Source organism: Intrasporangium sp. (assembly GCF_039812505.1).
GTDB lineage: Bacteria > Actinomycetota > Actinomycetes > Actinomycetales > Dermatophilaceae > Intrasporangium_A.
In genome coordinates, this window is record NZ_JBDIAQ010000058.1 from 1 (window position 1) to 21,888 (window position 21,888).

22 protein-coding genes and 3 tRNA genes are annotated in these 21,888 nt (G+C 71.6%); 16 read left to right on the plus strand and 9 right to left on the minus strand.

Going from position 1 to position 21,888, the window contains the following annotated elements; translation table 11 throughout:
* Nucleotides 1-78: 78 nt before the first annotated feature.
* Entirely contained in the window at nucleotides 79-333 is a 255-nt protein-coding gene (locus WMI84_RS09450) for a hypothetical protein (protein ID WP_347352511.1), read from the minus strand.
* Nucleotides 334-441: 108 nt separating this feature from the next.
* On the opposite strand from WMI84_RS09450, the gene WMI84_RS09455 reads away from it, so the two are divergent.
* Nucleotides 442-1,863, plus strand: a complete 1,422-nt coding sequence (locus WMI84_RS09455; protein ID WP_347352513.1) for an NAD(P)/FAD-dependent oxidoreductase — start codon at nucleotides 442-444, stop codon at nucleotides 1,861-1,863.
* 126 nt (nucleotides 1,864-1,989) lie between these two features.
* On the opposite strand, the gene WMI84_RS09460 is transcribed toward WMI84_RS09455, so the two are convergent.
* The gene (locus WMI84_RS09460) at nucleotides 1,990-2,508 is read right to left on the minus strand and encodes a MarR family transcriptional regulator (protein ID WP_347352515.1); all 519 of its coding nucleotides are present in this window, start codon (nucleotides 2,506-2,508) and stop codon (nucleotides 1,990-1,992) included.
* 92 nt (nucleotides 2,509-2,600) lie between these two features.
* Here WMI84_RS09460 and icmF point away from each other — a divergent pair, with 92 nt between their 5' ends.
* Both icmF and WMI84_RS09470 read left to right on the plus strand, forming a co-directional pair.
* On the plus strand, nucleotides 2,601-5,837 hold the full coding sequence (gene icmF, locus WMI84_RS09465; protein ID WP_347352517.1) for a fused isobutyryl-CoA mutase/GTPase IcmF: 3,237 nt from the start codon (nucleotides 2,601-2,603) through the stop codon (nucleotides 5,835-5,837).
* Nucleotides 5,838-5,908: 71 nt separating this feature from the next.
* On the plus strand, nucleotides 5,909-6,667 hold the full coding sequence (locus tag WMI84_RS09470; protein WP_347352519.1) for a helical backbone metal receptor: 759 nt from the start codon (nucleotides 5,909-5,911) through the stop codon (nucleotides 6,665-6,667).
* Nucleotides 6,668-6,847: 180 nt separating this feature from the next.
* Here the strand turns inward: WMI84_RS09470 and WMI84_RS09475 are convergent, their stop codons facing one another.
* Nucleotides 6,848-7,063: a hypothetical protein gene (locus tag WMI84_RS09475; protein WP_347352521.1), complete on the minus strand. Its 216-nt coding sequence runs from the start codon at nucleotides 7,061-7,063 to the stop codon at nucleotides 6,848-6,850.
* 52 nt (nucleotides 7,064-7,115) lie between these two features.
* Nucleotides 7,116-7,937, minus strand: a complete 822-nt coding sequence (locus WMI84_RS09480; protein ID WP_347352523.1) for a hydrolase — start codon at nucleotides 7,935-7,937, stop codon at nucleotides 7,116-7,118.
* A gap of 100 nt (nucleotides 7,938-8,037) precedes the next feature.
* On the opposite strand from WMI84_RS09480, the gene WMI84_RS09485 reads away from it, so the two are divergent.
* The gene (locus tag WMI84_RS09485) at nucleotides 8,038-8,952 is read left to right on the plus strand and encodes a hypothetical protein (RefSeq protein ID WP_347352525.1); all 915 of its coding nucleotides are present in this window, start codon (nucleotides 8,038-8,040) and stop codon (nucleotides 8,950-8,952) included.
* Here WMI84_RS09485 and WMI84_RS09490 read toward each other — a convergent pair.
* Entirely contained in the window at nucleotides 8,949-10,100 is a 1,152-nt protein-coding gene (locus WMI84_RS09490; protein ID WP_347352527.1) for an AI-2E family transporter, read from the minus strand. The genes WMI84_RS09485 and WMI84_RS09490 overlap by 4 nt on opposite strands.
* 141 nt (nucleotides 10,101-10,241) lie before the next feature.
* Between WMI84_RS09490 and WMI84_RS09495 the strand changes: the two genes are divergently transcribed.
* From WMI84_RS09495 to WMI84_RS09520, 6 genes are all read left to right on the plus strand, one after another.
* A tRNA-Thr gene (locus tag WMI84_RS09495) sits at nucleotides 10,242-10,314 on the plus strand.
* A gap of 37 nt (nucleotides 10,315-10,351) precedes the next feature.
* Nucleotides 10,352-10,428 (plus strand) — tRNA-Met (locus WMI84_RS09500).
* Between the two features lie 46 nt (nucleotides 10,429-10,474).
* Complete coding sequence (gene rpmG, locus WMI84_RS09505) at nucleotides 10,475-10,645, plus strand: 50S ribosomal protein L33 (RefSeq protein WP_347352529.1); 171 nt, start codon at nucleotides 10,475-10,477, stop codon at nucleotides 10,643-10,645.
* Nucleotides 10,646-10,802: 157 nt separating this feature from the next.
* A complete protein-coding gene (locus tag WMI84_RS09510; RefSeq protein ID WP_347352531.1) occupies nucleotides 10,803-11,249 on the plus strand; it encodes a MaoC family dehydratase N-terminal domain-containing protein in 447 nt (148 codons plus the stop codon).
* Nucleotides 11,249-11,698: a MaoC family dehydratase gene (locus WMI84_RS09515; protein WP_347352533.1), complete on the plus strand. Its 450-nt coding sequence runs from the start codon at nucleotides 11,249-11,251 to the stop codon at nucleotides 11,696-11,698. Before WMI84_RS09510 ends, WMI84_RS09515 begins: the two co-directional genes overlap by 1 nt.
* Nucleotides 11,699-11,709: 11 nt before the next feature.
* Nucleotides 11,710-12,783 carry a UDP-N-acetylmuramate dehydrogenase gene (locus WMI84_RS09520; RefSeq protein WP_347352535.1) on the plus strand — a complete coding sequence of 358 codons (1,074 nt, stop codon included), beginning with the start codon at nucleotides 11,710-11,712 and terminating at the stop codon, nucleotides 12,781-12,783.
* Nucleotides 12,784-12,834: 51 nt separating this feature from the next.
* Here WMI84_RS09520 and WMI84_RS09525 read toward each other — a convergent pair whose 3' ends face one another.
* From WMI84_RS09525 to WMI84_RS09540, 4 genes are all read right to left on the minus strand, one after another.
* Entirely contained in the window at nucleotides 12,835-13,485 is a 651-nt protein-coding gene (locus WMI84_RS09525; protein WP_347352536.1) for a hypothetical protein, read from the minus strand.
* A gap of 41 nt (nucleotides 13,486-13,526) precedes the next feature.
* A complete protein-coding gene (locus WMI84_RS09530) occupies nucleotides 13,527-14,591 on the minus strand; it encodes an adenosine deaminase (RefSeq protein ID WP_347352538.1) in 1,065 nt (354 codons plus the stop codon).
* Entirely contained in the window at nucleotides 14,588-15,100 is a 513-nt protein-coding gene (locus WMI84_RS09535; RefSeq protein WP_347352539.1) for a DUF5709 domain-containing protein, read from the minus strand. Before WMI84_RS09535 ends, WMI84_RS09530 begins: the two co-directional genes overlap by 4 nt.
* 109 nt (nucleotides 15,101-15,209) lie before the next feature.
* The gene (locus tag WMI84_RS09540; protein ID WP_347352541.1) at nucleotides 15,210-16,511 is read right to left on the minus strand and encodes an aminotransferase class I/II-fold pyridoxal phosphate-dependent enzyme; all 1,302 of its coding nucleotides are present in this window, start codon (nucleotides 16,509-16,511) and stop codon (nucleotides 15,210-15,212) included.
* A 198-nt stretch (nucleotides 16,512-16,709) separates the two neighbouring features.
* Here WMI84_RS09540 and WMI84_RS09545 point away from each other — a divergent pair.
* From WMI84_RS09545 to ggt, 6 genes are all read left to right on the plus strand, one after another.
* Nucleotides 16,710-16,782 (plus strand) — tRNA-Trp (locus tag WMI84_RS09545).
* A gap of 40 nt (nucleotides 16,783-16,822) precedes the next feature.
* Nucleotides 16,823-17,092, plus strand: a complete 270-nt coding sequence (gene secE, locus WMI84_RS09550; protein ID WP_347352543.1) for a preprotein translocase subunit SecE — start codon at nucleotides 16,823-16,825, stop codon at nucleotides 17,090-17,092.
* Between the two features lie 66 nt (nucleotides 17,093-17,158).
* A complete protein-coding gene (gene nusG / locus WMI84_RS09555) occupies nucleotides 17,159-18,037 on the plus strand; it encodes a transcription termination/antitermination protein NusG (protein ID WP_347352544.1) in 879 nt (292 codons plus the stop codon).
* A 232-nt stretch (nucleotides 18,038-18,269) separates the two neighbouring features.
* Nucleotides 18,270-18,704 (plus strand): 50S ribosomal protein L11, encoded by a 435-nt coding sequence (rplK, locus tag WMI84_RS09560; RefSeq protein WP_347352546.1) that lies wholly within the window; start codon nucleotides 18,270-18,272, stop codon nucleotides 18,702-18,704.
* Nucleotides 18,705-19,037: 333 nt separating this feature from the next.
* The gene (gene rplA, locus WMI84_RS09565) at nucleotides 19,038-19,754 is read left to right on the plus strand and encodes a 50S ribosomal protein L1 (protein WP_347352548.1); all 717 of its coding nucleotides are present in this window, start codon (nucleotides 19,038-19,040) and stop codon (nucleotides 19,752-19,754) included.
* A 162-nt stretch (nucleotides 19,755-19,916) separates the two neighbouring features.
* On the plus strand, nucleotides 19,917-21,755 hold the full coding sequence (gene ggt, locus WMI84_RS09570; RefSeq protein WP_347352550.1) for a gamma-glutamyltransferase: 1,839 nt from the start codon (nucleotides 19,917-19,919) through the stop codon (nucleotides 21,753-21,755).
* The last annotated feature ends 133 nt before the right edge of the window (nucleotides 21,756-21,888 follow it).

Here is a 21,888-nt window from a genome sequence, read left to right on the forward strand (position 1 = left end):
GTAGGTGCCGAGGATCAGGTCGTGGCGGCGGGCCGGCGGCTCGCTGCGGACGTCGAGCTCGGGGTCTGCACTCATGGGTTACTCCTTGGGGGTCGGTGCTTCGGTCGGGTCGGCGCCGGGCTCCGCGGGGAGCCTGGCCAGGAAGTGCATGGCGCCGTTGACCCGTTCCGCGTCGCGGGGACTCGCCTCGCGCAGGGCCCACCAGGCCTTGGCGGCCAGTCGGCTTGCCGCGTCCGGCTGCCCGGCCTGACCGAGCGCTCGCAACGCCTTCACGAGGACGTCGGTCGTGCCGGCCAGGGCCGCCTCGACGGAGAGGTCTGCGGGGGTGCTCATGCGTCTCCTGTCCTGCAATTAACACGGATGATCCCGTGTTAAACACGTGCAGCCTACCGTAGCGCCGGGCGGCTACCTCCCGGCCCGGGGCCGTGCAAGGGTGGCCAGGTGACGACGGCGGTGGTGGTGGGCAGCGGCCCCAACGGCCTGGCGGCCGCGCTGACGCTGGCCTTGGAGGGGATCGAGGTCACCGTGCTCGAGTCGGCCGACCGGGCCGGGGGAGGGGCCCGCAGCGCCGAGCTCACGCTGCCGGGCCTGGTCCACGACGAGTGCTCCGGCTTCCACCCGCTCGCCGTGGACACCCCCTTCGCGCGGCGCTTCGACCTGGCCCGGCACGGGCTGCGCTGGCGCTGGGCCGAGCTCGAGTACGCGCACCCGCTCGACGGTGGCCGGGGTGCAGCGGCCGGCCGGTCCGTGGCCGAGACCGTGGCGGGGCTCGGCGCCGACGGACCCGCGTGGCAGCGGGTCCTCGGTGGCCTGGCGCCTCGGTTCGCCGACCTCGCCGACGACTTCCTCCGCCCGCTGCTGCACCTGCCGCGCCATCCCGTCACACTGGCGCGCTTCGGCGCGGCAGCGCTCCCACCGGCGGCCACCCTGGCCCGGGTCTGGTCGAGCGCGGAGGCCCGGGCCCTGTTCGCCGGGCTCGCCGCCCACGCGCTGCGCCCCTTCACCGCGCCGCTGTCCTCGGCGATCGGCGTTGCCCTGGGCGCCGCCGCGCACCGGTACGGCTGGCCGGTCGCCGAGGGCGGCTCGGCGGCGATCACCCGCGCCATGCTGGCTCTGCTCGCGCAGCTGGGCGGGCACGTCGAGACGGGGGTCACGGTCGGCTCGATGACCGAGCTGGGGTCGGCCGACCTGGTGCTGCTGGACACCTCGCCCGGGGCGGCCGTACGGATCGTCGGCGACGCGATGCCCCCGCGCGTGGCCCGGGCGCTGCGCCGCTACCGGCACGGCCCGGGCGTGTTCAAGGTCGACTTCGCGGTGCAGGACGGGGTGCCGTGGTCCCACGAGGGCTCGCGCCGGGCCGGGACCGTCCACGTCGGCGGGACGTTCGAGCAGGTGGCCCGCGCCGAACGGGAGGTCGACCTCGGCCGGATGCCGGAGCAGCCCTTCGTCCTGGTCGGCCAGCAGTACCTCGCCGACCCGAGCCGGTCGTGTGGGGACGTGCACCCGCTGTACACCTATGCCCACGTCCCTGCCGGGTGGGCCGGCGATGCGACGGCCTCGATCGAGGCGCAGATCGAACGGTTCGCCCCCGGGTTCCGGGAGCGGGTGCTCGCGCGGCACGTCCGGTCGGTCGGCGCGATCGCGGCGGGCAACCCCAACTACGTCGGCGGCGACGTCGTGGGCGGGGCCAACGACGCGCGCCAGCTCGTGCTGCGCCCGAGGCCCACGCTGGCGCCGTACCGGCTCGGCGTCCCCGGTGTCTACCTGTGTTCCGCAGCGACCCCGCCCGGGGCCGGGGCCCACGGCATGTGCGGCTGGAACGCCGCCCGGGCGGCACTGCGCGATCTCGGCTTGGCGCCCTGACCGGTCCCCTCTGTCCGTGGTCGACAAAGCGTCGGTCCGGTGCGGCCTACCGGGACCGTCGTCCGGGGACCCGCCCACCGGTGCCGGGTGTCGGTGCGTTCAGCGTCTCGACGTCCCGAGCACGGGTCAGAAGTCGCCCGCGCTGCGGCGCATCCGGGCGAGGATGTCGACCAGGTGCTCGACGTCCTCGCCGGTCAGCCGGGGCCGGCTGAACACCTCGGTGTTGAGGGTCTTCGTCGCCTTCTCGGCGACCGCTCGCCCTTCGGCGGTCAGGGAGACCACGAGCGCGCGTCGGTCGGCGGGGTGGGCCTCACGTGTCACCAGCCCGGCGGCCTCGAGCCGGTCGACGGCGTTGGTCACGCTGGTCGGATGGACCTGCAGTCGTGAGGCTACCAGCTTCATCGGCAGCGACCCCCGCTTGCTGAACAGGAGCAGCATCAGCACCTCGTAGCGCGCGAAGGTCACTCCGAGGGGCTTGAGCGTGGCCTCGACGCGGGCCAGGGCGATCTGGTGGGCTCGCATCAGGGAGGTGATGGCCGCCATGCCGGGTGCTGCGTCCTCCCACCCGTGCTCGACCCATTGTTGGCGCGCGCTCGCAATGGGGTCGGCAGGCAGGGCTGGGCGAGGCAGCGTCTCGGTGGTCATGCCGCCATCGTAGATCGGGTTTGCATTGACGTCCATTATTCGGAAGTCCTAGTATTTGGGGAGTCAACTGCCCCTGCCACACCGGAGACCCCATGTCCGAGAAGCCGGCCCTCCACGAGCCGAAGCACCACATCCGCATCGTCACCGCCTCGAGCCTCTTCGACGGTCACGACGCCTCGATCAACATCATGCGCCGGATCATGCAGAGCCAGGGCGCCGAGGTCATCCACCTCGGCCACAACCGGTCGGTCCAGGAGGTCGTCGACGCCGCGATCGACGAGGACGTGCAGGGCATCGCCGTCTCCTCGTACCAGGGCGGCCACGTCGAGTACTTCGAGTACCTCGTCCAGCTCCTCAAGGAGAACGGCGCGGGTCACATCAAGGTCGTCGGCGGCGGTGGTGGCGTCATCGTGCCTGACGAGATCGCCCGCCTGGCCAAGTCCGGCGTGCACATCTTCAGCCCCGAGGACGGCCAGCGGATGGGCCTGGTCGGGATGATCAACTCCGTCATCAAGGTGTGCGACTTCGACCCGTGGGACATCGGCCGCCCGGACCTCGCCGCGATCATGTCCGGCGACCGGGCCCAGGTCGCGCGGGCCATGACCGGCGCGCAGGAGAACGAGCTGTCGGCCGAGCTCGTCGCTGGCATCCGTGATGCCGCGGCCCAGCGCACCGTGCCCATCCTCGGCATCACGGGCACCGGCGGCTCGGGCAAGTCCTCGCTCACCGATGAGCTGGTCCGGCGGCTGCGGCTCGACCAGCAGGACAAGCTGCGGGTCGCCGTCATCGCCATCGACCCGACCCGGCGCCGCGGCGGTGGGGCGCTGCTCGGCGACCGGATCCGCATGTCGTCGCTGGACGGCGACCGGGTCATCTTCCGCTCCATGGCCACCCGCGGCAAGAGCCAGCTGCCCGACAACCTCGACCAGGTCGTCGACATCGCCAAGGCCGCCGGCTACGACCTGGTCATCCTCGAGACCCCCGGCATCGGCCAGGGCGACGCGGCGATCGTCGACCACGCCGACGTCTCCCTGTACGTGATGACGCCGGAGTTCGGCGCGAGCAGCCAGCTCGAGAAGATCGACATGCTCGACCAGGCCGACGTCGTGGCGATCAACAAGTTCGAGCGCCGCGGCGCCGAGGACGCGATGCGCGACGTGGGCCGCCAGATGGTCCGCAACCGGGAGGCCTTCGGCAAGGGCCCCGACGACATGCCCGTCTTCGGCACGTCCGCGGCGACCTTCCACGACGACGGGGTCACCGCGCTCTACCAGTGCGTGCGCGACCTGCTCGCCGAGGCCGGCCTGCCCGTCACGGAGGGCGTGCTGCCGCACGTCACGACCAAGCGGTCGACGCGCATCGCCACCGTCGTGCCGTCCTCGCGGGTGCGCTACCTCGCCGAGATCAGCGAGACCGTACGCGGCTACCACTCGCAGACGAAGAAGTATGCCGCCCAGGCCCGCCGGGTCCAGCAGCTCGAGTCGGTGCGGGGCCAGCTCGCCCAGGCCGGCTCCGACGGCGCCGGCGTCGAGGCCCTGCTCGCCGAGGCCAGCCGCGAGCTGCCCGGCACCGTCGCCAAGCAGCTCGCGGACTGGCCCGCGCTCGTGGAGTCGTACTCCGGCGACGAGCAGGTCGTGAAGATCCGCGACAAGGAGATCGTCAACAAGCTCACCCGGGAGTCGTTGTCGGGCAACAAGATCCCGCGGGTCGCGCTGCCGCGCTACACCGACCACGGCGAGCTGCTCACCTTCCTGCGCAACGAGAACCTGCCCGGCCACTTCCCCTACACGGCAGGGGTGTTCCCGTTCAAGCGCGAGGGCGAGGACCCGGCGCGGATGTTCGCCGGCGAGGGCGACCCGTTCCGGACCAACCGCCGCTTCAAGCTGCTCTCCGAGGGCCAGCCGGCCACCCGCCTGTCCACCGCCTTCGACTCGGTCACCCTCTACGGCCGCGACCCCGACCCGCGCCCCGACGTCTACGGCAAGGTCGGCACCTCCGGGGTCTCGATCGCGACCCTCGACGACATGAAGGCGCTCTACGACGGGTTCGACCTGGTCAGCCCGACCACGTCGGTGTCGATGACGATCAACGGCCCGGCCCCCACGATCCTCGCCTTCTTCCTCAACACCGCGATCGACCAGCAGATCGAGAAGTTCCGCGAGCGCGAGGGCCGCGAGCCGAGCGCGACCGAGCTGAGCGGCATACGCGCTCATGCCCTGGCGCACGTGCGCGGGACGGTGCAGGCCGACATCCTCAAGGAGGACCAGGGCCAGAACACCTGCATCTTCAGCACCGAGTTCTCGCTGAAGATGATGGGCGACATCCAGGAGTGGTTCATCGCGCACAAGGTGCGCAACTTCTACTCGGTGTCGATCTCCGGCTACCACATCGCCGAGGCGGGCGCGAACCCGATCAGCCAGCTCGCGTTCACCCTCGCCAACGGGTTCACCTACGTCGAGAGCTACCTCGCGCGCGGCATGAGCATCGACGACTTCGCGCCCAACCTGTCCTTCTTCTTCAGCAACGGGATGGACCCGGAGTACAACGTGCTCGGCCGCGTCGCCCGCCGCATCTGGGCGGTCGCGATGAGGGAGAAGTACGGCGCCAACGACAGGTCGCAGAAGCTGAAGTACCACGTGCAGACCTCCGGCCGGTCGCTGCACGCGCAGGAGATGCAGTTCAACGACATCCGCACGACCCTGCAGGCACTGTGCGCGATCTACGACAACGCCAACTCGCTGCACACCAACGCCTACGACGAGGCCGTCACCACCCCGACCGAGGACTCCGTGCGCCGCGCGCTGGCGATCCAGCTGATCATCAACCACGAGTGGGGCCTGGCGATGAACGAGAACCCGCTGCAGGGCTCGTTCGTCATCGACGAGCTGACCGACCTCGTCGAGGAGGAGGTGCTGCGCGAGTTCGACAAGATCACCGAGCGCGGCGGCGTCCTCGGCGCGATGGAGACCGGCTACCAGCGCGGCCGGATCCAGGACGAGTCGATGCTCTACGAGCGGCGCAAGAACGAGGGTTCGCTGCCGATCATCGGCGTCAACACGTTCCGGCACCCGCACGACGACGGTGCTCCGAAGAAGATCGAGCTGGCCCGCGCCACGGAGGAGGAGAAGGAGTCTCAGCTCGCCCGGGTCCGCGCCTTCCAGCAGGCGCACCAGGACGAGGCGACCCCGGCGCTCGAAGAGCTGAAGCGGGTCGCCGTCGAGGGCGGCAACGTCTTCGACGTGCTCATGCGGACCGCCCGGGTCTGCTCGCTCCAGCAGATCACCGAGGCGTTCTTCGAGGTCGGCGGCCAGTACCGCCGCAACGTCTGACCACACGGGGGCTCACGGCCGCGAGCGGCCTGCGCCCCCGTGTACCCCCGAAAGGCTGGTGTGGTTGTCGTATGCATGTGACGGACGACCTTGGGTATGCCGCCGAGCTGGGTGAGGCCCCGCGGCGCGTCGTGTCGCTGGTGCCGTCCCTGACGGAGGCCATCGCCGCGACCTGTCCGGAGGTGCTGGTCGGCGCGACCGACTGGTGCACCCACCCGGCCGGCCTGCAGGTCACCCGGGTGCGCGGCACGAAGAACCCGAACCTGGGCACGATCCGGGCGCTCGCCCCCGACCTCGTCGTCGCGAACAAGGAGGAGAACCGCGAGCTCGACGTGCGGCGGCTGCGCGCGGTCGGGGTCCAGGTCTGGGTGACCGACATCGAGACCGTGCCGCAGGCGCTCGACTCGATGCGGCGGCTGTTCGGCGTCGCACTGCAGGTGGGAGTGCCGGACTGGCTGGAGGAGGCCGCCCGTGAATGGGGCGGACCGGTGCCGGTGCCGACCGCCCGGATGGCGATCGCGATCTGGCGCGACCCGTGGATGGCCGTCGGGTCGTCCACCTTCACCGGCGACCTGGTGGCCCGGCTGGGCTGGCACAATGTGTTGGCCACGCGGCCGCAGCGCTACCCGCACGTGACCCTGGACGACCTCGACCGCGCCGACCTCGACTTCGTGCTGCTGCCCGACGAGCCCTACGTCTTCACCGAGCAGGACGGGCCCGAGGCGTTCCACCGGGTGCCGACCGTGCTGTGCAGCGGGCGGCTCCTGACCTGGTACGGCCCGGCAATGGTCGGCGCCCGCGCCGCACTCTCGTCCCTGATCCCGGACTGAGACCCTCGCGCGCCACGACAGCTGCACCTGGTCCCAGTTCTCGTGGTCGTCGAGGTCGAATGGCCACGACAGCTGCACCTGGTCCCAGTTCTCGTGGTCGTCGAGGTCGAATGGCCACGACAGCTGCACCTGGTCCCAGTTCTCGTGGTCGTCGAGGTCGGACGACGGGGCGCCGAAGCGTTACTCCCGCCACAGCTCGTCGTGGGAGGCGCGGGACGAGCCCCGGTGCGGGCCGCGCCGTCGTTCCCGGCGCAGGCGCAGCTCCAGCGGGACGATGAAGGCCGCCATGATCGCGAGGAAGACGACGATGATGAGCGCGAAGAGGTGACCGGCTCCGAAGGAGCCGGTCGCGGGCAGCAACGAATGGACGGTCGAAGGCAGCTGGATCGCAGACACGTCCCGATCTTGCCCCGCCAAGTTGAGAGCCCGATCAGGGGGCCTCGGGCCGTCAGGTCAGGTCGTCGTGCTCGCCACGCACCCACGCCGCGTGCCGGTCGGCCGAGTACCGTACGACCTGCTTCGCGCCCGAAGGGACGACCGCCCCGAAGTTGTTGTACAGCCGGTCGAAATGCAGCCCCTCCACCTGCACCGCGATGCGTCGGACGACGTCGGCGGACAACGGAATCCGGTTCGGGTAGCTCCTCAGGAAGCTGACGGACCGGCGGTCGGGGTTGGGGAAGATCGCGTCCGCGGCGAGGAGTACGCCGCGGCCCTCGGCCCCGTCACGCCACTCGAGCACCGCCTGCCCCGGGAAGTGGCCGCCGACCCGGTACAGGGTCAACCCGGCTGCCACCGTCCGCTGGTCCCGGTAGAACTCGACGAGCGGGTCGGCCCGGCGCACCCACTCCCGGTCGGCGGCGGCGACCAGGACGGGCACCCCGCCCAGCGCTCGGGCCCACTCGGTCTGGACGCCGTACATGTGCGGGTGCGAGGCGGCGACCGCGAGGGTCGGGCCGAGCGAGCGGACGAACTCGACCGTGCCGCGGTCGATGCAGTCGATGCAGTCGAACAGCAGCGTGCCCTCGTCGGTCACGACGACCATCGTCTGCTGGCCGATCCCGACCGCCGGGTCGGACCGCAACCCCCAGAGGCGCGGCTCCACCGACTGGATGCTGACCCGGGTCCCCCGAGCGCGCAGGGTCTCCAGCGTGGTCCAGGCCTGGCCGGTCGCCGGCACCCACTGCCGCTCGTCGGTGCAGATGGCGCATTCGGCCGGTGGCTCGGGCAGGTCGTCCGTCTCGACAGCGCACGTGGCGCAGATCCAGATCATGACCCCAGCCTGTCAACAACCGCACGCTCGATGGGGAAAGGTGCACGCTCGATGGGGAAAGGTGCACGCTCGATGGGGGGTGGTAGGTGAGGATGGGCCGGTGATCCTGCACCTGCACGCCGCGGTCCAGCAGCTGTATGCCGCTCGGCCGGGGCAGTTCACGTCGGTGCGGTCCGCGCTCGTGGCGCAGGCCAGGGCGGCGGGCGAGCCGGAGCTGGCCAGACAGGTCGGCGCGCTGCGCAGGCCGACCGTGGCCGCCTGGGCGCTGAACCACTTCGTCCGCGAGCACCCCGACGAGCTGGGGGCGCTGCACGACTTCGCCGAGCTGCTCCGGGAGGCCCAGCGCACCCTCGACGCCGGCCGGCTGCGGGCCCTCTCGCGCGAGCGGACCCGCCGGGTCGATGCGCTGGCCCGCAAGGTCGAGTCCGCTGCCCGTGACGCCGGGGAGCCGGTCAGCGTCAGCGTCGGGTATCAGATCCGCCAGAGCCTGACCGCCTTCATCGCCGACGAGGGCGCCGAGGAGTCGGTCCTGACCGGGGCGCTCGTCCGGCCGCTGCAGTACTCCGGTCTCGGTGCCGTCGACCTCGAGGGCGTCGCCGCGCTGGCCCCGCACCGGCTCCGGGTGATTCCCGGGGGCGCGGAGCCCGGCAGCAGCCGTGACGGCCCGGCCACCGACGAGCCGGCCGCGGCCGAGGCGGCTGCCGACGCCGCGGCCGAGGCAGCCGCCGCCGAGGAGCGTCGCCGTCTCGAGCGCGAACGGCTCGAGCAGGCCCTCGCACGGGCGACCCGGGAGCTGCGCGAAGCCGAGCGCCGGGTCCAGGTGCACCGCCGACGGGTCGAGGAGGCGCAGGACGGGGTGGCCGACCTCGAGCGCCGGCTCGCGACCGCCCGGCAGCGCCTCGAGAAGGCCACCGGCGAGCTCGAGGAGGTGAGCGGCATACGCGACGAGCGAGCACGGGCCGCCACGTCGGCGCGGCGGGCCCTCGAGGCCCACCGCGCGGACCAGGCGCGCTAGCCCGGGCTGGCCTCCTCGTCCGGGACCGGCTCCGACCCGTCCGCCGCGTCGAGCAGCTGGTGGTGGGGCAGCACGTCGTACTTGTGCACGTAGATGTCGAAGAGGGCCAGTCCGAGGGCGGCAACCGGCACGGCGACGAAGGCCCCGCCGACCCCGAACAGCGACGCGCCGAACATCACCGATGCGAAGGACACGGCCGGGTGGACGTCGACGGCCTGCGCCGAGATCCGCGGCTCGATCGTGACGTTCTCGATCTGCTGGTAGACGAGGGCGAAGATCAGCACCGCCACCCCCTGCCAGGGCCGGTCGCCGATGAGCCCGAGGATCACCGGGAGGGCGATGGCGATGTAGGTGCCGACGGTGGGCACGAACTGCGCGACCAGGCCGGTCCAGATGCCGAGGGCGAGCCAGTACGGCATCCCGATGACGAGCATGAACAGCGCCGCGCTGCCCCCGCAGATGGCCGCGAGGACGAGCCGGGCCGAGACGTAGCCGCCGGTCTTGCTCAGCGCGAGGTTCCACGCGACGGCGAAGACCTCCTGCTGCCTCGGCGGGAAGAGCTGGGCGATCCACCGTCGCAGGCGGGGCGAGTCGGCCGAGAGGTAGAAGGTGAAGAAGGCGAACGTCAGGGTCGAGAAGGCGGCCGACAGGATCGCTGCGACGATGCCGATGACCCCGCCGGCGAGGTTCTGCGCGGCGTTGGTGAGCACGCCCGTGCCCACGCCCAGCCGCTGCAGGATGGTCTCGTAGTCCAGGTCCAGCCCGAAGCGCTCGCCGGCCCACGTCGTGAAGTCCTGCACGAGGTGCGGCACGGACTTGGCGAAGGTGCCGATCTGGTCACCCAGCAGCCGACCGAAGACGAACACGAACGCCGCGCCGAACACGACCAGGCCGCCCATCACGATCGCCGTCGCGAACCCCCGGCGCATCCGGGTGGCCAGCCGGCCGACGGCCGGCTCCATCGCGATCGAGGCGAGCAGCGACAGGGCGAGGGTGAAGATCACGTTGCCGGCGTCCTCGAGGACCCACTTGAGCAGGGCGGCCGACGCGACCACGGCGACCACGACCCAGCCCGCCCGCCACAGGCTGTAGCGGTTGAAGTGGATCGAGACCTCGTGCTGCCGACCGGCCGCCTCCTGCGTGGGCATGGCGGCATCATCGCAGCGGTGCGCCGGCGGGCGCGCCGCCGTCCGTCGGTGGGCGCCGATTTCACCAGAGCCGTGGGCACCGTGTAGTCTCACCGCTGCACAGGTCAGCAGGCGCGCCTTCGGGCTGCCCCGGCTGGTCGCGCCCCAATAGCTCAGTCGGCAGAGCGTTTCCATGGTAAGGAAAAGGTCTAGGGTTCGATTCCCTATTGGGGCTCTGGTCAGCCGTCGTCCCTCGGTCGGCGGCAGCCCATGGCGGGGTAGCTCAGCTGGTTAGAGCGCACGACTCATAATCGTGAGGTCGCGGGATCGAGCCCCGCTCCCGCTACCACCCGACAGCACCACCATCCGACAGCACGACCCGAGAGCAGGTTGCAGTGGCCAGCAAGAACACCGACGTCCGTCCCAAGATCACGATGGCGTGCGTGGACTGCAAGCACCGCAACTACATCACCAAGAAGAACCGTCGCAACAACCCCGACCGGCTCTCCCTCGCGAAGTTCTGCCCCAACTGCGGCCACCACACCGAGCACCGCGAGACGCGCTGACCGCGCGCCCCCGGCACGACACCGCTCCCTCGGCCCCGGCCGAGGGAGCGTCCTTGCGTATGCCGCCCAGCCGCCGCCTGCGCCCGTCGACCTCGGGCGCGGGGCGGGCGGGGAGGCGGCGGGGAGGCGCCCGTGCCGGGGCCGATAGGCTGCGGCCATGCCGGTGAACGCAGACTTCCAGGGGCGCACCTACCCACCCACCAGGCCCTACCGGGTCAGCGCGGCCAAGATCCGCGAGTTCGCCGAGGCGGTCGGCTCGAGCGACCCGGCCCACTTCGACGCCGAGGTGGCCCGCAGCCGCGGGTACGCCGACGTCATCGCCCCGCCGACCTTCGCGGTCCTGATCGCCCAGCAGTGCGACCGCCAGCTCGTCACCGACCCTCAGGCGGGCATCGACTACTCGCGGGTCGTGCACGGCGAGCAGAAGTTCGTCCACCACCGCCCGCTGACGGCCGGTGACTCGATCGTCGGGACGCTGCATGTCGACGCGGTCCGCGAGGCGGGCGGTCACGCCATGGTGACGACCCGCAGCGAGCTGGCCACCGACGCGGGCGAGCCGGTGTGCACCGCGACGTCCACCCTCGTCATCCGAGGAGGCGAGTGATGAGCGAGCAGGCCCTCCCCGCCGGGCGCGTGCCGGCCTGTGCCGAGGTCTCCGTCGGCGACCGGCTCCCGGACCGGACCATCCACGTCGACCGGGCGCGGCTGGTGCAGTACGCCGGGGCATCCTTGGACCGCAACCGGATCCACTGGGACGAGCGGTTCGCCAAGAGCGTCGGGCTGCCCGACGTCATCGCCCACGGCATGTTCACGATGGGCTCGGCGGTCACCGTGGTCTCGGACTGGGCCGGCGACGCCGGCCGGGTCGTCGAGTACGGGGTCCGCTTCACCAAGCCGGTCGTGGTGCCCTACGAGACAGGGGCCGACATCGAGGTGAGCGGCGTCGTCAAGAAGGTCGACACCGAGGCCCGCCGGGCCACCGTCGAGCTGACCGCGAGATCGGACGGCGAGAAGGTGCTCGGCAAGGCGCTCGCCGTCGTCCAGCTGGACTGATCCGGCGCGGCATGCGCGAGCAGTCCGACGTCCCGCTCGCCCCGCTGACCACGATGCGGGTCGGGGGACCGGCCGCGCGCCTGGTGACCGTCGAGACCACCGACGAGCTCGTCGACGCGGTCCGTGCGGTCGATGACGCCGACGAGCCGCTCCTGGTGCTCTCCGGCGGGTCCAACGTCGTCGTCCCCGACGTGGGGTTCGCCGGGACGGTGGTGCGCGTGACGACCCGGGGTGTGGAGCCGCTCTCGGCCGACCTCTGCGGCGGCGTCATGGTCCGCGTGGCGGCCGGCGAACCATGGGACGGGCTCGTGTCCCGGGCCGTGGCCGAGGGCTGGGCCGGCATCGAGGCGCTCAGCGGCATACCCGGGCTGACCGGCGCCACCCCGGTGCAGAACGTCGGCGCCTACGGACAGGAGGTCGCCCAGACCATCGCGCAGGTCCGCACGTGGGACCGGCGCGAGCAGCGGGTGCACACCTTCGCCGGGCCCGACTGCCACTTCCGGTACCGCCACTCACGGTTCAAGGGCAGCGACCGGTGGGTCGTGCTCGACGTGCTCTTCCAGCTCGAGCTCGGCGACCTGTCCACCCCCATCGCCTACGCCGACCTGGCGCGTGGGCTCGGCGTCGAGCTCGGCACCCGGGTCTCGCTCGCCGAGACCCGTCGCGGGGTCCTCGAGCAACGGGCCCGGCGGGGGATGGTGCTGGACCCCGAGGACCACGACACCTGGTCGTGCGGCTCGTTCTTCACCAACCCGGTCCTGACCGCGGACGAGTTCGAGGAGCTGTCCGAGCGCGCCGCCGAGCGCCTCGGCTACGAGGGCCCGGTGCCGCCGCGCTGGCCGCAGCCGAACCACCTCGTCAAGACGAGCGCCGCCTGGCTCATCGAGCACGCCGGGTTCGCGAAGGGCCACGGGCTGCCCGGTCCGGTGGCGGTCTCCACGAAGCACACCCTCGCCGTGACCAACCGGGGCGGGGCGAGCGCCACGCAGGTCGTCGCGTTCGCGCGGCGGATCCGCGACGGGGTGCAGGACGCGTTCGGGGTCCGGCTCGTCAACGAGCCGATCCTGCTCGGCGAGGCGCTCTGACGCAGCCGACAGTGCACCACCGATCGGCCCCGCGGCACGCCCGGCCGGCGGTCAGGGCGTCAGCTTGAGGGTGAAGGTCTTGGCCTTGATCGACTTGTCGGTGGTCTTGACCTCGTAGGCGGGCCGGTTGTAGCGCAGCGTGAGGGAGGCACCGGACCCCTTCTCGATCTTGAAGACGAGCCATCCGGTCTCGGTCTCGCCGCGCTTGACGGTGCCCAGCTCCTTGCCGAGCGCACCCTTGAACTCGTTCGTGGCCGGCACGGCGTCGGGTGCGGACGTCTTGAGCGTGAACATGCCGGGGGCGACGCTGGCCGAGTAGCGCTTGCCGGCCTGGACCTTCAGCTGGATCCCGACGAGCTCGAGGTGCTCCTGCGCGACGGGGTGGCTGCCGGGCCAGGGGAGACCGACGACGACCTTGGTCGGGGTGATGACGTGGCCGAGCACGTCGTCCTTGATCGTCCCCTTGGTCTTGAGCGTCGTCGGGCTCGCCGCCGGGGTCGTGGGCGTGGACGGCGCGGTGGCCGTCCCCGGAAGATCGGTGGCGGCACCGGACGCACCGGCCGTCACGTTCGGCTCCGGCGTCTGCCCGGAGCACGCCCCGAGCACGAGCAGGGGGGCGAGGGTGGCCGCGGCAGCGAGCCCTCGCAGGGCACCGCGGGAGGGGCTGGGACGGTCAGGGCAGGCGGGCGCGTTCGTTCTCATGGCCGGACCAGCATGACCGCCGAGGTGCGGCGAGGGCAAACTCACGCCTGCCCGGAGCGCGGCTCCGGCCCCGTCGTGAGCCAGGCGTCGATGTCCGCCGCCGCCTGGCACCGGACCTGCGCCGGCGCCCGGCTCACCCGGACGGATGCTCGCGCGAGCTCGGCCAGCTCGGCATCCGAGAAGCCCAACGCGCGGGCGGCGGCATACTGCGCGGTGAGGCGCTGGCCGAACAGGAGCGGGTCGTCCGCGCCGAGCGCCACCGGGATGCCGGACCGGACGAGGGTCCGGAGCGGGACGTCCCCGGCCTCGGCATAGACCCCGAGCGCCACGTTGCTGCCCGGGCACACCTCCAGGGCCACCCCGGACTCCGCGACCGCGTCGAGCACCTGCGGGTCCTCCGCCGCGCGGACCCCGTGCCCGAGCCGGTCGGGGTGCAGCGCCTCGAGCGTCTCCATGACCGCCTGGGCGCCGAGCAGCTCGCCGCCGTGCGGGACGAGGGCCAGTCCGGCGCGACGGGCGATCCGGAAGGCCGGGGCGAACTCCTCGGTCACCCCGCGCCGCTCGTCGTTCGACAGGCCGAAGCCGACCACGCTGCCCGGTCCGTCGCCGGCGTGGTGGGCGGCGAGCCGGGCCAGGGTACGAGCCTCGAGCGGGTGGCGGATGCGGCTGGCCGCGACGACCACGGCGACCCCCGTCGGCCCCTCGGCCGACACCCTCCGAGCCTCGTCGAGGACGATCTCGAGGGCCGGGGTGATGCCCCCGACGAAGGGGGCGTAGGAGGTCGGGTCGATCTGCAGCTCCAGCCAGCGTGACCCCTCCGCGGCGTCGTCGTGCGCCGCCTCCCGGACGATGCGGCGCATGTCCGCCTCGCCCCGCACGCACGCCCGCGCCACGTCGTAGAGCCGCTGGAACCGGAACCAGCCGCGCTCGTCGGTGACCCGCAGCCGAGGGGGCCAGCTCTCGACGAGCGCGTCCGGCAGCGGGATGTGGTGCCGGCGGGCCAGGTCTCGGACCGTGCCGATCCGCATCGACCCGGTGAAGTGCAGGTGCAGGTGTGCCTTGGGCAGGGTCTCGAGCGGTCGACCCGCAGGAGCGGGTCGGGTCACCCGCCGTGGTCCGGCTCGCTGATGACGTGGACTGCGGCCTCCTCGGCGGAGGCGGCCGCCCCGTCGATGCCGACGTCCTCGGCCACGAGGTCCTTCTCGGTGTCCTCGTGGCTCCCCTCGTCGCCGGCCACGAGCCGGCCGGCCCGGCGGTCACCGACCTCCTGGTCGCCGATCCAGTCGTCCTCCGCGGCGAGCGAGTCCGGCTCGTCGGCGCCGTCCCAGTCGTCCTGCTCGTCGCGGCCGCTCTCGTGGTCCGGGGCGCCGTACGCGGTGTACGGGTCCGGCTCCTCCTGCCGGATGCGCATCTCGATGGTCTCGTGTCCCGACTGCTCGCGAGCCGTCGTCCCGAAGGCCTCGACACCACGGGGGGCATCGGCCGGCGAGTACCCGCGGTCGAGGGCGTCGTCGACGTCCTCCTGGACCAGGGTGTCGTCGGGCTGGAGCTGGTTGTCCTCGTCGAGACTGTAGGTGGTCGAGCCCTCGGTCCCGCCCGCCTCGCTGTCACTCATCGCGTTCTCCTTCCCAAGCCACGCCCGTTGCCCCGCGCACTCCCGGTCGGCGCAGGCGCCGGCGACCGGGTCGTGCCCTGGAGTGCTCTGCTGGTTACGACGTTAGCCGTCAGTCGTCGGACCCGCGGGTCGCGATGACCCGTTCCGCCGCGGCGAGTGCCACGCACGTCGCGACGCCGGCCATGGCGACGCGGACCTCGTCGAGCACGGGCATGGTCGGAGCGAGGCGGATGTTGCGGTCGCGCGGGTCGCGACCGTACGGGAAGGAGGCGCCGGCGGGCGTGAGCGCGATGCCGGCCTCCTTCGCGAGCCGGACGACGCGGGTCGCGGTCCCGTCCATCACGTCGAGGTTCACGAAGTAGCCTCCGAGCGGACGGCTCCACGTCGCGACGTCGAGGCCGGCCAGGCCCTCGCGCAGGGCGTCCTCGACCGCTGCGAACTTCGGCGCGAGGATCTCGCGGTGCCGGCGCATGTGGGCCCGCACCCCCTCGGCGGACCCGAAGAACTCCACGTGCCGCAGCTGGTTGACCTTGTCCGGGCCGATGGAGCTCTTGCCCAGGTGCCGCAGGTACCACGCGACGGTGTCCACCGACGCGGCCAGGGCGGCGACCCCGGCGCCCGCGTAGCTGATCTTCGAGGTCGAGGCGAACATGACGACCCGGTTCGGCCGTCCGGACGCCGAGCAGAGGCTGATGATGTCGGCGCTCTTCGTCTCGGCCTCGGTCAGGTGGTGCAACGCGTAGGCGTTGTCCCAGAAGATCGTGAAGTCGGGAGCGGCGGTCGGCATCGACGCGAGGCGGGCCGCGACCTCCTGGGAGACGACCGCCCCGGTCGGGTTGGAGTAGGTCGGCACGACCCACATGCCCTTCATGCTGGGGTCGTCGCGGACCAGCGCCTCGACCGCGTCCATGTCGGGCCCGTCCTGATGCATGTCGACGTTGACCATGCCGACGCCCAGCTCCTCGAGCATGGCGAAGTGGCGGTCGTACCCGGGCACCGGGCAGAGGAAGCGCACCTGCTCCTCCTGCGACCACGCCCGCGGCGAGTCGACCCCCCCGAAGAGGAGGAGGTCGACGACGACGCCGTACATCATGGTCAGGCTCGAGTTGCCCCCGGCGACGACCTGGGCGGGGTCGACACCGAGCAGCTCGGCGAACATCGCCCGCAGCTCCGGCAGGCCCTCGAGGACGCCGTAGTTGCGCACGTCGGTGCCGGCCCCGTCCTTCGTGGTCGTCGGGAGCGTGAGCAGTGCGTCGGACAGGTCGAGCTGCGCCGCAGAAGGCTTGCCGCGGGTGAGATCGAGGCGCAGGCCCTCGGCCTGCAGGTCCGCGTAGGCCTGCTCCTGTCGGGCCAGGAAGGCGTGCAGCTCGTCGTCGGGCAGGGAGGTCAGGGGGGTGCGCGAAGAGGTCACCCGCCGATCCTCCCATCCGGGGGCGGGGCGCGGGCCCCGCGACTCGGCGGCATCCGGCCACCATCCCCGGACGGCTGCGGCAGCCTGGTCGTATGGTTCGCCTCGACCCGCTTCGTCACGTATGATCGACGCTCGGACGGTTGACGCTGACCATGCTGACGCATGCCGTCCCACCGGTTCCACCCAACGGGCCGGTGTAGGGCAATAGCTCAATTGGTAGAGCACTGGTCTCCAAAACCAGCGGTTGGGGGTTCGAGTCCCTCTTGCCCTGCGCATCAGACGTGCTGGTAGGCAAGTAGAAAGTAGGAAGTGTGACCGAGACGAGCGCCAAGCGTGGCTCTGGCCGAGCCGGCCAGGCCGGGCGCGGCAATCCGGTGTCGCGCTTGTACGGCGCCCTCGCCCTGTTCATCCGACAGATCCTCGACGAGATGCGCAAGGTCATCCGCCCGACGGGTCCCGAGCTGGTGCGCTACACGACCGTGGTGATCGTGTTCGTCCTGGTGATCATGGCGTTCGTGTCCGGCTTCGACTTCGTGTGGAACAAGCTCATCAGCTGGGCCTTCACCGGAAAGGCCTTCTGACGGGGGTGGCTGCCCCCTGTGCCACCAGCGCCCAGGCTGAACCGATAGCTAGGAAGTAGGTCAACCGTGTCCGACGAGTACGCCGCCGAGAGCGTCAACCCCGACCCCGAGCCCGGCCTCGCCGAGGTGGGTGCCGACGAGGAGACGGCCGTGCCGGCATCGTTCGAGCAGGCGGCCCCGGAGTCCGACGGCGGGCCCGACGATGACCACGAGCCCACTCCGGACGTGTCGCAACAGGAGGTCGTCGCCGAGCCGGACCTCGGGACGCAGACCGGTGCGGAGGTGCCCCTCGCGGCCGCGACGCTCGAGCCCACGCCGGAGCAGGAGCAGGAGGACCCGGTCGAGGCGTTCAAGCGTGACCTGCGCACCAGGTTCGGCGACTGGTACGTCGTGCACTCGTACGCGGGCTACGAGAACCGGGTCAAGACCAACCTCGAGACGCGGATCCAGACGCTCAACATGGAGGACTACATCTTCGAGATCGAGGTCCCCATGGAAGAGGTGACCGAGATCAAGAACGGGCAGAAGAAGCTCGTGCGCCGCGTCCGGATGCCCGGCTACGTCCTGGTCCGGATGGACCTGACCGACGAGAGCTGGGGCGCGGTCCGGCATACCCCGGGGGTCACCGGGTTCGTCGGCAACGCACACCAGCCGGTGCCCCTGTCGATCGACGAGGTCGTCACGATGCTGGCTCCGTCCATCCCGGTGGCCCAGGGGGCCAAGGCCACGGCCGGCGCCGCCGCCGGCGGGACCACGACAAAGGCCCCGAGCGTCGTCGACTTCGAGGTGGGCGAGTCGGTCACCGTCATGGAAGGACCCTTCGAGACGCTGCCCGCGACGATCTCCGAGATCATCCCCGAGTCGCAGAAGCTCAAGGTGCTCGTCTCGATCTTCGGCCGGGAGACGCCGGTAGAGCTCTCGTTCAGCCAGGTCGCCAAGATCTAGACCCACGGGGGGCAGGCTCCCCCGTGGACCCCCGGGTTCGGCCGGCTACGGCGTCCGCGTCGAGCGCCCGCCCGGACTGCGTTTTGGTGTCGGGCGGTTCGACAGGGCACAATCTAGAGGTTTGCGGGCTGGCGCCTGCGGACGAAGGGAGACGACCGGGCGGCCGCGGCCCCTCGGTCATGCAACCGGGTCATCGCCCACGGCGTCGGCCCACAATCGAGAAGGTAGGCACATGCCCCCGAAGAAGAGGAAGATCGCCGGCTTCATCAAGCTGCAGATCCAGGCCGGCCAGGCCACGCCGGCACCGCCGGTCGGTCCGGCGCTCGGCCAGCACGGCGTCAACATCATGGAGTTCGTCAAGGCGTACAACGCCGCGACGGAGTCCCAGCGCGGCAACGTCATCCCGGTCGAGATCACCGTCTACGAGGACCGCTCGTTCACGTTCGTCACCAAGACCCCGCCGGCTGCCGAGCTCATCAAGAAGGCTGCCGGCGTGTCCAAGGGCTCCGGTGAGCCGCACAAGACCAAGGTCGCCAAGCTCTCCCGGGACCAGGTCCTCGAGATCGCCCGGCAGAAGATGGAGGACCTGAACGCCAACGACGAGGAGATGGCCGCGCGGATCATCGCGGGTACCGCCAGGTCCATGGGCATCGACACCGAGCTCTGACGAAGGGCGAAGCGGAGGTTGGGGGCCGAGCTTGCGAGGTTCCCGGCCGCAGCGGAGTCCGAGGAAGGGCGACAATCGGTTCGAGCTCTGACGAAGGGCGAAGCGGAGGTTGGGGGCCGAGCTTGCGAGGTTCCCGGCCGCAGCGGAGTCCGAGGAAGGGCGACAATCGGTTCGAGCTCTGACGAAGGGCGACACCACGTCCGGGAAGCCCGCCCGCAGGTGAGGGCGGGTGGCCCCGGGAACCGGCTCGGCGGCATACCAGATGCTGTCGGGCACGTGGGAGGGCCGGCGCTGGCCCGCACCACGACTCCACCACGAACACCAAGGAGCATCATGAAGCGCAGCAAGAACTACCGGGCCGCCGCCGAGCTGGTCGCGGCCGGCCGGACGTACGCGCCGCTCGAGGCGGTCCGCCTCGCCAAGCAGACGGCCAAGGCCAAGTACGACGAGACCGTCGAGATCGCCTTCCGCCTGGGGGTCGACCCGCGCAAGGCCGACCAGGCCGTCCGGGGCACCGTCAACCTGCCGCACGGCACCGGCAAGACCGCCCGGGTGCTCGTCTTCGCCCAGGCCGACAAGGCGGCGGCAGCACGCGAGGCCGGTGCCGACTACGTCGGCTCGGACGACATGCTCGAGAAGATCCAGGGCGGCTGGCTCGACTTCGACGCCGTCGTCGCGACGCCCGACCTGATGGGCAAGGTCGGCCGGCTCGGCAAGGTGCTCGGCCCCCGCGGGCTCATGCCCAACCCGAAGACCGGCACCGTGACGATGGACGTCGCCAAGGCGGTCGCCGACATCAAGGGCGGCAAGATCGAGTTCCGCGTCGACAAGCACGCGAACCTGCACTTCATCATCGGCAAGGTGTCCTTCGACGAGAAGGCGCTCGTGGAGAACTACGCCGCGGCGCTCGACGAGATCCTGCGGCTGAAGCCGGCCAGCTCGAAGGGCCGCTACATCCTGAAGGCGACGATGAGCACGACGATGGGTCCGGGCATCCCGCTCGATGCGAGCCGCACCCGCAACCTGCTGGTCGAGGAGGACGCCTCCTGACGGAGGCGAGGTGGCCCCTGGAGCCCGTCACCCCTCGTGGGTGGCGGGCTTCTCCCACCCAGCTTCCGGTATGCCGCTCAGCGGGCGGAGTGCCTCGCCCTTGGTCGTGAATTGCCCCGGTTTCAAGATGCGGGCCTGCGACGCCAGGTCTAGCGTCCTGCCATGGCCCGACCTCGCTCGCTCCGTGTCCCCGTGCTGGCTGCCGTCGCGGCGGCCACGCTCCCGCTCGGCCTGCTCGTCCCCGGGGCCGCCGACGCAGCTGACCGTGGCTGGACCGGCCGGCCCACGGCGCTGCCCAAGGCGCCGGTCGTGGTCGGCTTCGGCGGCGCCGTCAGCTCGGTCGACAGAGACGCCTCCCAGGTCGGGATAGACGTGCTGCGGCGTGGCGGCAACGCGGCCGACGCCGCCGTAGCGACCGCTGCGGCGCTCGGCGTCACCGAGCCGTACAGCGCCGGGATCGGGGGCGGCGGGTTCCTGGTCTACTACGACGCCCGCACCAGGCGGGTCACCGCGATCGACGGGCGCGAGACGGCCCCGGCCAGCTTCACCCCCGAGACGTTCCGCAACCCCGACGGGTCGGCGATGAGCTTCCCCACCGTCGTCAGCTCCGGTCTGTCGGTCGGCGTGCCGGGCACGCCCGCCCTGTGGGACCGGGCGCTGCGCCGGTTCGGCACGTGGTCGCTGAGTGCAGCACTCAAGCCGGCCGAGAACCTGGCGCGCCGCGGCTTCGTGGTCGACCAGACGTTCCATGACCAGACCGCCGAGAACGCGGAGCGCTTCGCGATGTTCCCGGAGACCGCTCGCGTCTTCCTGCCCGGCGGCGTCGCCCCGGCGGTCGGCAGCAAGTTCGTCAACCGGGACCTGGCCGGGGCCTACCGCCTGCTGCGCACCCAGGGCGTCGGCGTCCTGTACCGGGGCAGCCTCGGCAAGGCGCTGGTCGAGGAGGCTCGGGACCCGCACACGGTGCCCGGCGTCAGCGTCCCGCACGGTCAGATCACCGCGGCCGACCTGCGCAGCTACGAGGCGCTGGTCAAGGCGCCGATCCATTCGCAGTACAAGGGGCTCGACGTCTACGGCATGCCGGTGCCGAGCTCTGGCGGCATCGCGGTGGCGCAGATCCTCAACCTGATGTCCGCCTACGAGAAGCGCACCGGGGTGGCCACCTCGCAGCTGGACGAGGTGGGCTACCTGCACCGGTTCTCGGAGGCGTCGGCCACGGCCTTCGCAGACCGCAACCGCTGGGTCGGCGACGTGCCCGGCGTGCCGGTGCAACAGCTGGTCAGCCCCGACTTCGCCAAGGAACGGGCCTGCCTGTTCGACCCGTCCCGGGCCCAGCCACGGCCCATCCCATTCGGCGAGCCCGACGGTGACTACGCGCCGTGCGGCCAGCAGGGTCTCGCGCAGGCGGGCTCCCACGAGGGGCTCTCGACGACCCACCTGACCGTCATGGACCGCCGGGGCAATGTCGCGGCCTACACGCTCACCATCGAGCAGACCGGCGGTTCGGGGATCACCGTGCCCGGCTACGGGTTCCTGCTCAACAACGAGCTGACCGACTTCAACTTCGTCCCACTGACCCCGGGCGTGCCAGACCCCAACCTGCCCGACGCGGGCAAGCGTCCCCGCTCCTCGATGAGCCCGACGATCCTGCTGCGTAACGGCCGGCCCTACCTCGCGGCGGGCTCGCCCGGTGGGGCCACGATCATCACGACGGTGTCCCAGACGCTCCTGGGCTACCTCGACCGGGGCCTCTCGCTCAAGGACGCGATCGCAGCGCCCCGGCTCTCCTCACGCAACGGCGGCAGCGAGGGCGCCGAGCCGGTCATCTTCGACGGGCCGGTCGGGGCCGGGCTGACTGCGCTGGGGCACAACCTGTCCGAGTCGAGCGAGATCGGCGCGGCGACCGCCATCCGCAGTCTCCGGTTCGGCCTGTTCGAGGCGGCGGCGGAGACCTCGCGCCGCGGCGGCGGGTCGGCGATGGTCGTCTGGCCGGTGCGCTGAGCGACCAGCATCAGGAAAGAATGCCCCCGGGGGTATGTTAGTGTTGTCTGTGACACGCTCCAGCAGCCAACCGAAAAGGACGGGCATGACTACGACCGACACGATCACCCACGCCTCGGCGCACGGGCGGGAG